The sequence below is a fragment of the Leeuwenhoekiella sp. NPDC079379 genome (genome assembly GCF_044542075.1).
Lineage (GTDB): Bacteria > Bacteroidota > Bacteroidia > Flavobacteriales > Flavobacteriaceae > Leeuwenhoekiella.
On sequence record NZ_JBITTU010000010.1, the window covers coordinates 107,164 to 120,295 of the forward strand.

The 13,132-nt window shown below is 36.9% G+C and carries 8 protein-coding genes; all 8 read right to left on the minus strand.

The window, feature by feature from the left end; all coding sequences use genetic code 11:
- Window positions 1-24: 24 nt before the first annotated feature.
- Window positions 25-2,043: a DUF2264 domain-containing protein gene (locus ACIGAM_RS16225; RefSeq protein WP_396512519.1), complete on the minus strand. Its 2,019-nt coding sequence runs from the start codon at window positions 2,041-2,043 to the stop codon at window positions 25-27.
- 84 nt (window positions 2,044-2,127) lie between these two features.
- A complete protein-coding gene (locus ACIGAM_RS16230) occupies window positions 2,128-3,321 on the minus strand; it encodes a glycoside hydrolase family 88 protein (RefSeq protein WP_396512520.1) in 1,194 nt (397 codons plus the stop codon).
- A 31-nt stretch (window positions 3,322-3,352) separates the two neighbouring features.
- Window positions 3,353-4,567, minus strand: a complete 1,215-nt coding sequence (locus tag ACIGAM_RS16235) for a DUF2264 domain-containing protein (protein ID WP_396512521.1) — start codon at window positions 4,565-4,567, stop codon at window positions 3,353-3,355.
- A 12-nt stretch (window positions 4,568-4,579) separates the two neighbouring features.
- Window positions 4,580-5,446, minus strand: a complete 867-nt coding sequence (locus tag ACIGAM_RS16240; protein WP_396512522.1) for a family 16 glycosylhydrolase — start codon at window positions 5,444-5,446, stop codon at window positions 4,580-4,582.
- A 442-nt stretch (window positions 5,447-5,888) separates the two neighbouring features.
- The gene (locus ACIGAM_RS16245; RefSeq protein ID WP_396512523.1) at window positions 5,889-8,999 is read right to left on the minus strand and encodes a glycoside hydrolase family 2 TIM barrel-domain containing protein; all 3,111 of its coding nucleotides are present in this window, start codon (window positions 8,997-8,999) and stop codon (window positions 5,889-5,891) included.
- Window positions 9,000-9,019: 20 nt separating this feature from the next.
- On the minus strand, window positions 9,020-10,294 hold the full coding sequence (locus ACIGAM_RS16250) for a BNR repeat-containing protein (RefSeq protein ID WP_396512524.1): 1,275 nt from the start codon (window positions 10,292-10,294) through the stop codon (window positions 9,020-9,022).
- A gap of 172 nt (window positions 10,295-10,466) precedes the next feature.
- A complete protein-coding gene (locus ACIGAM_RS16255; RefSeq protein WP_396512525.1) occupies window positions 10,467-11,690 on the minus strand; it encodes a hypothetical protein in 1,224 nt (407 codons plus the stop codon).
- Window positions 11,691-11,841: 151 nt separating this feature from the next.
- Entirely contained in the window at window positions 11,842-13,113 is a 1,272-nt protein-coding gene (locus ACIGAM_RS16260; protein WP_396512526.1) for a DUF4998 domain-containing protein, read from the minus strand.
- Window positions 13,114-13,132 lie beyond the last annotated feature (19 nt).

A 13,132-nucleotide genomic window follows, 5' to 3' on the forward strand; every position in this document is an offset into this window, starting at 1 on the left:
AGTAGCTCTAATGCTCAGTCGACATTAGAATTTAATGGTTTGTGTCTTTCCAGTAGTAAATGTTACTTCTGCTTTATCGTTTGTAAGCTTTAAAGTAAGCGGCATCAATTCCTCTTCACTAAACGATTCTCCAGATTTTTTCCAAAGCATTAATGTAGCAAACACTGTACTTTTAGCCTTTGGCGAAAAATCAGCAATCACATTGATAACTTTGCTAAAGTCTGCTACAGGATGTAAACCTTCAGATTCTTTTATTTCGGTGTTACTCCAGCCACTTAAGGGTACAAGCGCCAATACATACTCGCCATTATCAATGAGTGTCGCTTCGGTATTACCAATTTTAATTTTAGATTCTGTAATTGGTTTACCTTCTAGTTTAGGTAAAGCGTAATGTCCTAAACGCATTTTTACGGGCACCGTACTCAACTGTTTATCTACGCGTAAAATTCCGTTAGGTAGTGGCATTTCTGCGAGTTGCATTTTTACCTGATCGTTTGTTTCTAAAACTGCATCTCTGTAATACACACCACTTTCATAATTTTTAAAGGTATACAACCTCCACGGCTCCCATTCTTTCTTGGCATTTAAAAACACATAGTTCATAGAGATGGTACCATCTTCACCATCTGCCTGCCACGGAAACGCCGAGTTATAAGATAGCTTATTGTAATTTTCGCTAGAGCGAAATCCTTGCCAATCGTCTGCTTTTTTCTCGTGACACCAGGCTCTTACCTCAGCAGCGCCTATGTTTGCATAATCTGTAATTAAAATATTTGATGCAGCTTGAAATTTATTATAGACCTTATTTTTTTCAAAAGTTGATTCCCACGGACCTTCATTTTCAGTAGCTGTCCAAAACTTATTATCCTCTGGCAATAGCAATCCTAGAAAGGCTTTACCCATCCAAAATACACTTCCGCGTGTACTGTAGTTTTGGACTGCAGGTTCAAAATGGTCATAAAACCCCAACGTAGGGATTCTATCTTTTAAAAATTCGGGGTTTTCTAAAAACTGAAGTAATGTGCTGGATGAGATGTGACGCAACCAGCCAAAATTAATCGTATCGTCATTTAATGTTCCCGAAAACGGAAACGGACTAATTGAAGCAATACGGTAACTGATGCTTCTTCCCCACATAATCATCTTACCATCTTCTGCAAACATATAAGGATAGTGATACACTAAATCCTGAAAATTAGTTTTAAAACCTTTTGCAAATTCCGGGTAATGCGTATCGCCATAAACCGTTGCCCACATAGGACCGTATACCTGAAATGCCCACATACTGTAATAATCATAAGCGGGATTGTCATTGTACCAACCCTGACCCCGGTAGTCGTCTAAGGATTTTTGTAAATATTCTTCAAGCAAAGGTTTATTAACTTTATAACCCTGAGCATCAAAAAAGCTTAATACAAATATGTTGAAGAATTTCCAGTTAGAATCTACTGTAGGACCATCTCCATAACTCAGCATTGAAGCTGCAAGACCATCTTTTACCTCCTGACTTAATGGTTCCCATAAGGTTTCGGGTGATATAAATAATGAAATCGCCAATGCTCCATATTCGACTAAGTTCTGACTGGGACCGCCATTACCTCTGTGCTTAATATAAGCAGGATCGTTAGGATCTAATAACTTAGGAATCTGATGCTGATAATATTCTGCTACTTTAATTCCGTTTAAGGTAAGATTGGGCTCTTTTTTAAGTAGTGGTGCTGCTACAAACAGTGTACGTACCAAACCTTCTAATTTCTCGGTAGGAACCCGATCTACACTATGTGGATAACTCTTACCCGGAAGTTTAGGAAACTTCATAGGGTCGTCTAGATTATCTATGTAGCTAAAGGCACCTTCAAGAATATAACGTGCCGCATCTTCCCAGTGTTTTCTGGTCATCCCCGTTAACGGACTCGTTGTTAAATCTGGATTCTCGACCTTAAAAAGTGGCATTTCGCCATCTACTTGTTTCGCCGGTTTTATTTCTTGAGCGAATGCACTGCCTGTAAGCAACAATAGACAAAGTACTTTTACTATTTTCATATTTTTTTATATAAATGTAATAAACACATTTGTAAAACTTAGCATAGTTTCCCCCATATTTGAAGGAACTATACCTTTAATAAACTATTGTTTTTCTACAAAACGATACATCTCTGAAGCAGCTAGTAAAAATGCTCCTACCCCAAAATCTGCAGTAGATTTTACATCAACTACTTGCCCGGGAATTGCTTTTTCGCCGATAGGCTGTACATATCCTACACTACCATCATCCTGTAATGCTACTTCACTTAAGTACGCCCAGCTTTTTTCAACAACCGGCACATACGTGTCTGTATCAAGGATACCATTATTAATTCCCCATAAATACCCGTAAGTAAAAAATGCTGTACCACTGGTTTCTGGTCCCGGAGCGTGCGCAGGATCAAGAATACTACGTGTCCAGTAGCCTTCGGGTTGTTGTGCACTTTTTAATGCAGCAGCCATCGTTTTAAAACGCGCTATATACTCATCACGATATTTTGCATCTTCCGGTAAATCCTGAATAACTTTTGCCAGGCCAGCAAATACCCAACCGTCACCACGAGCCCAGAAATCTTTCTTTCCGTTAGCACTTTTGTGTTTTGGATATACATATTTTGCATCGCGGAAATACAACCCTGCTTCCTCATCAAACATAATACTGTTTGCATATGCCAAATATTCATGCAACTTTTCTAGGTAGAGCTCATTGCCTGTAACCTTATACAACTTGGTCATCACCGGCATTACCATATATAGGCCATCAGCCCACCACCAGTAATCATTAGCTTCGGTAGACATCTGGTATTCCATCACTTCACGAGCGCGTGCTATTTTTGAATCATCTGTAAAACCTTCTATCGTATATAAATCTATATAGGTTTGAAACGCAATTTGCCAGTCTCCAAATAATACATAGTCATCACTTTCACCATAAGAATATTTCCAGTGTGATTTATCATCAGATTTGGCGCCTTTCCATTCATTTTTCTCTGCCCAGGCCGTAGAATAATCTAAAAAATCCTGATTCTTAGTAACCTTATAGGCTTCTATATTTCCGGTGTGATATGCAGCAGGATGCCAAAAAGCTCGCGCGTGTTTTGGATGAGTCTCCTGCCAGTGTGTATTTACCTTATTTATAATTGCAACTACTTCATTTTTATCTTGTGGCAAAGCTGAAATTTCAGCGGTTTCTACTACTTCATCTGTGCTTTTATCTGTGGTACTCTTGCAGCTTACTACAAGTAGGCTCAAGGTTATTCCCAATGCCATCTGGTTTGAATACTTTATTAATTTCATTATTATTAGGTTGTAAGATTTAATTTATAAATTAGTAATGGTGGTCTATATTAATATTCTGACCACTCCATATTTTCTTTTGAGTCCAGTCTGTCTCGGGATTACTCCATAAAGGAGCGTCTGCAGGCAGCCCCAGTATTAAAAACACTTCAGAACAGAGGTATAAACTACCTGTTGAAATATAACCTTCTCCGATATTATTTTGAGCTCCGTATAATCCTACTTTTAGCCATCCATTTTCATCAAAAGTTCCCGGAGCCTCAATTTGATTTTTCACCATAGTAAACAGCGCATCTCGTACTTGAGCGGGTGCTACATCTTTAGGCAACTCATCTCTTAGTGCAACTTGCGACAGCAGTTGGAATGCTCCAAAACGATAAGCCAGAGATCTCCCGATAGGAGGATATGTACCTTGCGGACCAATCAAACGCTCTTGAATTGCTGCATAACGGGTTGCACGTTCTTTTGCTCTTTTATAATCTCTATCTTTTGCGTGACCGGTTTCTTCTAGTGTTTTATAAATATCAAGCAACATAGGCTGAATTACAAAACTGTTGTAGTAATCCCAGTGAAAATCGGGTCCATCGCCATACATCCCATCTCCCAGATACCATTCTTTATGCTTATTCAATGCGTAGTCTATACGTATTAAATCTCCACTAGTATCAAACTTGAGCAAAGCGGCTTCTACCATAGCAGTAAAGAGTAACCAATTGCTGTAATACGGTTCTATTTTACGTGATGATTTTAAAGCGTTAATTACGTTTTCTTGAGTTTTCTTATCTAAACGATCCCACGTTTGTGTAGGCGCTCTTAATAAACCTTGTGCTAAAAAAGCAGCATCAACCAGTGGCTGACGGTCTGTGCTAAAATTCATAAAATCATCAGCCTCGGGATTGGTTCCGTTTTCTAAACCTTTTAAAACGAGCTTAATGTACTTTTCTCGCAATTTACCCTCTTTAGTATCATCAGGACCTAACTCCAGCCACGGTGCCATTCCAGAAAATAAACGCCCAAAACCTTCCAAATAGGTTACGTGTTTGCGATCATCCCAGGCTCCCGGAGAGCGCTCTACCGGCATTTTTTCTTTTAACTGGTCTTTACTTAATGCCTCTAAAAGCGGATCGGCAATTTTTATCATGGTATTTACCATATACTCCCGCTTTTCTTGTGCTTGTAAGTCTTTTATACCCGTGATTACACCAATACATAGCGCCAAAACAAAAGTTAACTGTTGTTTATTCATTGTCTTATTATCTTATGATTTTTGAAATATTCGCACGTAATCAACCTCATAGGATCTTGGAAAGCTTGTGCCTTTTAGTTCACCTCCATTAGAACCTAATGCCAGATTAAGCAATAAATAATGCGGCTGTTGAAACCCATTAAATCCGTCTACATTTTTAGTTTTACTTAAATCTATTGTATTTAATAACTCATCATCCAGATAGAGTTTTATATAATCTTCGGTCCAGTCCATTTTCCAGATATGAAATTTATTGGGCCAGTCTGAATCTTTTTCTAAAAAGGCAGTAAAAGGAATTGCCTCACTATCCCAGGAAACCCCTCGTTCTTTTCCTTTCCATGCGGCATTCGCTAAAATGTGAGAAACACCATCAATTTGGTAATATTCCATAATGTCTATCTCACCATTTGAAGGCCATCTTTTTTTGACTCCCAATGTCCAGATTGCAGGCCACATTCCGCTTGCAGTATCAATTTTTGCGCGTACTTCTACAATACCGTATTTAAACTCATACTTACCACGCGTATTAATGCTGGAAGAAGTATAGTTTGCTACTTGTCTATTCTTTTTCCAGTTGTTACTTTGCGCTATATAATTGGGATTGTTAACTATTTCTCGCTTTCCAGTAATTACGAGATTACCACGTTTGATAGTGGCATTTTCTTCTTGATACCATTGCATCTCATTATTGCGTACAAAACCGTACTCATATGACCAAAACTCAGGATTAGGTTTTGATCCTTTATTAAATTCGTCATTCCAAACAAGCGTATATCCTTTAGGAACTTCAAGCTTTTTAATAATAGTGAGTGCGTCTGTAGACTTACAAGAAACCTGTATTAAAAAGAGTAAAATAAAAAGGTGTTTGATTGTATTCATCTTTTATTGAATTTTAACCTATATGAAGAAGATTATTGATTTAAAAAAAGATTGATTTAAAGTATTTTCTTTTTTCAATACTATTTAACATTGTTCATTAATCGACTTCTCTACTGCCTAACTATAGGTTTTACTCTTAAACCTTAATATTTGATTTGCCGTTCAATTCTACTTTTCAATTTATACCCTTTTATAACTTTAAAACAGAAATTTCTCAGAGTGAGTTTGCGGTAAATTCAGGAATTAAAGCTTATTCACTGATGTTGATTTATCTCATAAAACCCTCATTAAGTTTTCAGTATAAACAGGTTAACTATCAATCAGTGCAACAGCTACTTCGAGATTATTATCGGGATTTGTAACTATTGCAGCCGTCTGGCCCCTAAAAATGGAGCCAGAAGAATGCAACTTATATTTAAAAGGTTCTTAGCGCCTACTTTGTTTATTCTAACAATGAGATAGTATAGCTGTAGCTATATGAATTATCCTCTAATCTGTATTTTTCTAATGGATATTCTCCCCAACTGTTAAGACCTCCTAAACCGCGTTGTTTTAAATCTAAATGAAGAAAGACCTTATCCTGTACCTTTAAATCTGTTGGGTGTCTCTGATTTTTAGAAAAACCTGGGTCAAGATCCTCTGTAGAAATATTGAGAGCACTAAACCCTAAAGGCTGAGCTCCGGAAATCTTCAATCCTTTGCCAGCAGCATTAGATAATGTCAACCAGCGTGCATCAGTATGATATCCTGATTCCTGTGGGCGAATGTAGGTATATGTAAATTGATTCTCTACGTTGTCTTCATAAGTACCTAAAAATGCAGATTCTTTACGATCTGAATAATTTTCCCATGGACCACGGCCGTAATACTTTAGATTATTAAAACTTCCATCTAGAATCATACGCATTCCAAAACGAGGCATTTCAGGTATTTCTTTACCGCTCATATCTATACTAGCTGTTACGGTGATTTCTCCTGTATTAGCAATTAAGTAACTAATCGTATATGGCACATCTACCCCTGCAAGTTGATGCATTACAGTAACCGGCAAGCCATTATCAGTAAGCTTTCCTACCTCTGCAGATATTAATTGTGCGTCTTTAGAAGCCGTTTTCCAGGCTTGTAATTTCTTCGGCATACCATTACCAAAATCATTATCGGTAGGAGCTCTCCAAAAATAAGGCTGCGGAAACTCACTTACTACAGCACCTGCATTCTTAAGTTGGTACGTTTCAATCTGACCTGTTTTTAGGTTTATAGCTCCCATTACTTTATCAGAACTGAACTGTAGGGTGTCATTTGTAGTTTTAAATACAAGTTTACTTTCTGAGGTACTATCTTTTTTAGAAGCAAAATAATTATTCTTGTTCATATCAAATTGCTCACGCGCCATCTCAAAACCAGCAGGAATTAATGCTGAAGCTTTAGTTGTATATGCATAAACATCTAAGAAATATTCCCCTTGTGTCATTTCAGGTAAATCAAGTTGTACAGATTCTTGTGTGTTAGGTTCTGCCGAAACTTTAAATTCTCCTGTTTCTACCGAAATACCATCCTTCAGTAGGTTCCATTTAAAACTGAATTGATCAAGATTTGTATAGTTGTATTCATTTGTGACATTCAAAGAGTTACCTATTATAGAAAATTCTATAGGTTGATATACTTTCTTCACTTCGGCTAAAGAAGGATGTGCAATACGATCTGCTGTAACTAACCCATTTGCATTAAAATTTTCATCATTCTGTAAATCTTTACCTCCAAGGTCACCACCATATGCCCAGAACTCACGACCATCATCTGTTTTAGCTCTTAATCCCTGATCTACCCAATCCCAGATAAAACCGCCTTGCATATGTGGGCTACTGTCTATAATATCCCAATACTCTCTAAAATTACCGCTGCTGTTTCCCATTGCGTGTGAGTACTCACACATTATGTAAGGTCTTGTAACATCTGTGCGTTCTGCATATTCCTTCATATCCTTAAGTCGCGGATACATAGGTGCAACGACATCTGTATCACGGTTTTGACCTGCCTGCTCAAAAGTTACTAAACGCGAAGTATCCGTTTTCTTTAACCAATCATAAGCTTCATAGAAAACCGGACCATTACCAGACTCATTACCCATAGACCAAAGAATAACTGATGTATGATTTTTATCCATCTCATACATACGCTGAATACGATCTAAATGTGCAGGAGCCCATTCTTCTAAATATGCAGGATGTTTAGACTCATCTATTTTGCCCTGAAATTCTGCGCCCATTGCATGGGTTTCAATATTTGCCTCATCAACAATGTAAAAACCAAACTCATCTGCAAGATCATAAACAGCCTGACCGTGTGGATAGTGGCTCATACGTACTGCGTTGATATTATTACGCGCCATTAATTCAAAATCTTTACGCGTCATCTCAAGATCTGGTACATGACCTTTATCTGGGTGATGCTCGTGCAGGTTTACCCCACGTACTGTAACAGCCTTACCATTAACTAAAAGCTGTGCATTTTTAAGCTCTACTTTTCTAAAACCGGTGCGCCCAGAAGTAACTGCCACTGTGTGCCCATTTTTATCTTCTAGCTTGATGATGTAATTATATAGATATGGAGTTTCTCCGCTCCACTTTAATATATCAGGAATTGTCAAATCAAACGATAAATTACCACCTGCCGCAGGTACATTTTTCTTTTCGGCTAAAACCAGATTTCCATCTTTATCAAAAAGAGCAACCTGTACTCGTGGATTTTTAATTTTACTTTTTGCGAAAGAACGTATATCTACCTCAGCAGAAAATTTTCCATTTTTATAATTAGCATCCAAATCACTGGTAACTCGATAATCCCAAATCGTAGTTTTAGGCATTGCCTGTAGAAAAACAGTACGCTCTATACCACTTAACCTCCAGAAATCTTGATCTTCCAGATAGCTTCCGTCGTGCCAGCGAGTAACCTGTACTGCTAGTAAATTTTCTCCTTTTTGTAAATAGCTGGTTATATTAAATTCTGCCGGGGTTTTAGAAGCCTTTGTCATACCTACTTCTTTACCATTTACAAATATGCGCGCATACCCTGAAATGGAGCCAAAACTTAAAACAACTTCTTTATCACTCCACCCTTCAGGTACAGTAAATGAGGTACGGTAACTTCCTACAGGATTGTAATCCCCGTTTATAAAGGGCGGGTTTTTAGGAAAAGGATAAGCTACGTTTGTGTAAATAGGTATATCAAAACCTTCGGTCTCCCAGTTAGAAGGGACATTTATAGCATCCCAACCGCTGTCGTCTAAATCGGTTTTATAAAAATCCTGCAGAAGTTGTTCTGGATTTTTTGCAAGATTAAATTTCCAGGTTCCATCAAGGCTTTTATAAAGAGATGATTTTTCGGGGGTGCGCGTTTGAGCGTTTTTTGCTTTTTCATATAAAACAAATGCACTGCGACCTTCTTCCTTATTTCTATCTAAAATTGTGGGATTTTCCCACTCATTCTGCTGGTTTTGGGCGATTGCGCTACAAAGGCACAACAGGCTCAAAAGGGTTACAATAGTTTTTCTCATGTATTTAGTTAATTGGAATTTTACAATAGGTTTTTATAGGGTAATTTATTTAGTTCTATTACTTCTACAGGTGTTGCCATTTTAGTTTTAAGACCTTCACCATCTACCTGTATTACTTCTTGCTGAAAAATATGCAGCTTTCCTGTTTTTTTAAAAAGTTCTTTATCAAAATTAGGCTCCCAATCTCCAACGCTTTTTTCAGTTAGATCTAGTATTTGCCAGGTACTCACATCCTGTAAATTTTTATAGGCTAATGAAATTTTACTTCCTCTGGTATCATCTCTAAATAATAAATAGGTGATCTTTTTACCAGATTGCTTATCTATAAAAATCTCTGGTCTTGAGATCGGAATCTTTTTAGTTCCGCCACCACCCAGTTTGAATTCTGAAGTGCGAAAAGCCGTATTTTCTTTTTTCCAGTTGCCCTTATCTAAATAAACTATTTGATATTGCGTTTTATGATCTTCATTCCAATAATTAGCGATATAGGGATTACCGTCTGAATCTGTAGTCATTGCTGTTTGATTAATCAAACTGCTATTCTGCGGAATCTTCCAGGCGTATTCGGCGCCTGCTTCAGTAATAGGTAATGTATACTGCTCACCTGTAGATTTTTGCCAGGTTACACCACCATCTAAAGACCTAGCATAGGCGATATCGTGATTTGTAGCTACGTCATACGTCTCGCGCCAAACCCAGGATAAATGTATAGTTCCTTTCAAATCTACATAGGCTTGCCAGTAGGCGTTCCGAAGGTTTTCACCATCTATTAAATTTTGGTGAAGCTGTGTCCATTTTTTAGTTACTACATCATAACTATTTAGGACTAAAACGCCTCTACCTGATTGACCAGAGCGGTACATAAAGAGTAAACCTCTGGTTTTTGTAAGATTGTAAAATTGAGGATAAGATACTTTTTGCTCATCTATACCCGTCATTGAGATTTTGTCTCCTAGCACTAATCCAAGCGGAGTTTTGCTAACTGCATAGCGCAATTTATTGTCGTGATGATCCCAACTCACATGTAAAAAACCTTCGCCATCAACAGCTATACTTATGGCATTATGAGCATCTTCTGTATTACCCATAAATTGGGTTTTAGCGGTTACCCAGGCTCCATCTGGCAACTTTCTTTTAGCAATAATCAGATAAGAATCTGCATCGTAATAAGCAGTAAACTGGGTGTTTTTATGAGTTGTTAGCGCATTCTGACGAAAGATTACTGTATTCACCGAATTTGAAGACCAACCCATTCCTACATCTGAAACTTTAGTAGTTGTTTTTTTTGGATGCACACTACAAGATATAAGGACCAACCCTATAAGAAATATTGTGTAAAATTTAATAAAACTCTTTCTCATCAAAACCATTAAATGTACAGCATACGCTTAAAAGTACATAATTTATATGTAATACTTTTATTTTATTCAAATAATCCTTTATCGATTTAGTTAGGTATACAACGCGTTAATTTGAGGGTAAACCGTCTATTTTCATTCCCTGAATAAGTAGCGCGTGTATAATATATGTCATCTCTTTACCATTGTCTTCGTGAGCTCCGTTAACACCGTAAGGCCAAAAATGAACTCCGTCTCCTTTTACGGTAGCATTGGGATCATTTGTCATCATTTTTAAGATAGCATTAGCTTCTGCTCCCTGATAAATACCTCCTCTAATAAGTTCATTCCATTTCCAATGTTGTCCTACTCCTACTGTGTGCGCCATCTCATGCATTGCGGTTCCTGTGCGCTGATAGCCTGCATTAGAACCTACTCTAATATTGCCTGCAAAATTAGCATCTGCCGTAGGTGTACCCGGAGAATAATTAACAACGACATGCTTAGTGATGGAAGTAAAATTATTGTAGTACTGCGTGGCCGTATCAAAAGCTTCTTTAATACGTACGTGATTTTCATTAGCCGCATCAAAACCATTAAATGAATACGTAAATTTTCCTTTAGTGATCGTTTTAACTAAAACTGCATCACCATATACTACACGTTTACTTGTTTTGGTATAGGGTCTAATAAAATAAAAAGTATTTTCCTTTAAATCTCTAATACGCTCAGTAAAAGAAGCGTCAAGATTTTCTCTCTTTATAACATTATCTTCAAGCGTTGGGTTTTGTTCAAGCCCATAAACAACTCCTAATTCTTTTAATTCGGTATCTCCAGGTTCTTCTAAACGTATGCCTATAAAAATATCGTGAGCTCCAGAAACCCGCTTCTCTCCAATACTAAAGATAGGTGGATCTGCAAATGTTGTAGTAAAGCTAATTTCGTTACCATAGGCGATGCCTTTTCCATTTTTTGCATACGATCGTGCGTAGTACACATTGCCTTCTGCTAGATTAGAAAGATTAACCTCAAAGTCACCAGATCCTTTTACCGTACTTGCGATGGTTTTGGTTCCCTCATAATTTGGTTTTGTTTCTAAACCAAAACAAACCCCTCTTTCTATAATAGATGAACCGCCATCATCTGTCACTTGTCCCCAAATTGTCGCAGAATATGCTGCTAGATTCTCTGGTTCTTTTGTTATCAAGGTTGCTAAAACAGTTTCATCTACAGGCTCTTTGATGGTATTATTGTCATCTGGAGCTTCTTCACTAGAACAACCGCAAATAATACATAATGTAAACGCAAAACCAATTACTATAAAATTGAAAAAACTATTCGTGAATATTCTCATGATATTAATTTAGGATTATTGTTGTGGAGATATTTTCTAAGGAATTAAATAAACTCGCTTATTTATCTAATTCAATAAATTATTTTAAAATATAAACCCCAACCATATATACATAGCATACAGCTGGGGTTATATACCTTAGACAACTTTATTAATTCTGTTTAGCTATATTCCACTCTAGAAAACGTAGATACCTATTTTCTCCAGAACTTTTGTAGACGAGACCTACTGTAATTTCCCCTGCTTCTTCAACAGTAAAATCAAGATTATAAAAATCATCGCCAGAAGCACTTTGACCACCTCGATTAGTAATTCTTTTTACAGCAAGAACATTACTTGAAGAATTATCTAAAATAGCATCTACATCTGGCAATTCTGAATTTCCTTTTAATACAACGGCATATGCATAACGCTCTTCAGTAAGTGATAAATCTGTACCCTCACCCCGCATCTTTACAGTTAACCTAAAGTCTGAAGCTCCAGAGCGTAGTGTCTGATATATTTTTGCATTTTCTAAAGTGTTAGGAACATTGCCATAACCTATTTGAATAGCAAAAATATTACTATAGTTATCATCATAACCTACTCCAACACCACCACCATAGCTATCACCACTATGATCAAAATTTACGACTACATCATTTGAAATCCAGTCTTTTAAAACCCTAAATCTTCCCACAGTTCCATCAGTTTTAAAGGGGACTGAATTATTTTTTAACTGTGGGACTAATATTGGCGTAAAATTGTCACTGTATTCTGTATAAAATGTATCTAATGCTGTTTCTTCAGGTAGAAATAAGGTGCGATATTTATATTGAGAGCCTAGTTTGTAATCCTCAATTATAACTGTTGAACTAGCTATTTCTGTAAACTCTACAACCATTTCATCAAGGTTATTAGTATAGACTAATTCTGTCCCTATAACACCAGAAGTTAAATCCATTCCTGCATAATCTACCTTAAGACCTTCTTCACTTAAATTACCTGTATGAGGCCTATTAAATAATGTTGCATGGTAGCGCTCTCCATAGACCTCTCCCGTTGCAGATACAGGAATAGAACTATTGCCTTGACTGTCAAATGTGCGTATTTCAAAATTATAAATGTTCTCTGGTAAGTCTGAAATTACAACTTCTAGAGTATCTATACCTATTGAACGTGTGATAGGGACTACTACAGAATCTTTTTTGCTATTCCAATAAACTCTGAACTCAGTAATTTTAGGATCTGCATCTACAATACCCTGAATTTTAGCCCTATTTTTTCCTGAAAAAATCTTTAAAGAATCTACCTTCTCAGAATAGTTAATCTCACCATCTGCAGTAAAATCTTTAAAATCATCCATTTCTGCAACATCTGCACAGGAGCCGAGGCCGGTTAACAGTACAAGCAGAACTATTTTAGTTAATTTATGTATTTTCATAATGTAATTACTTACCAAA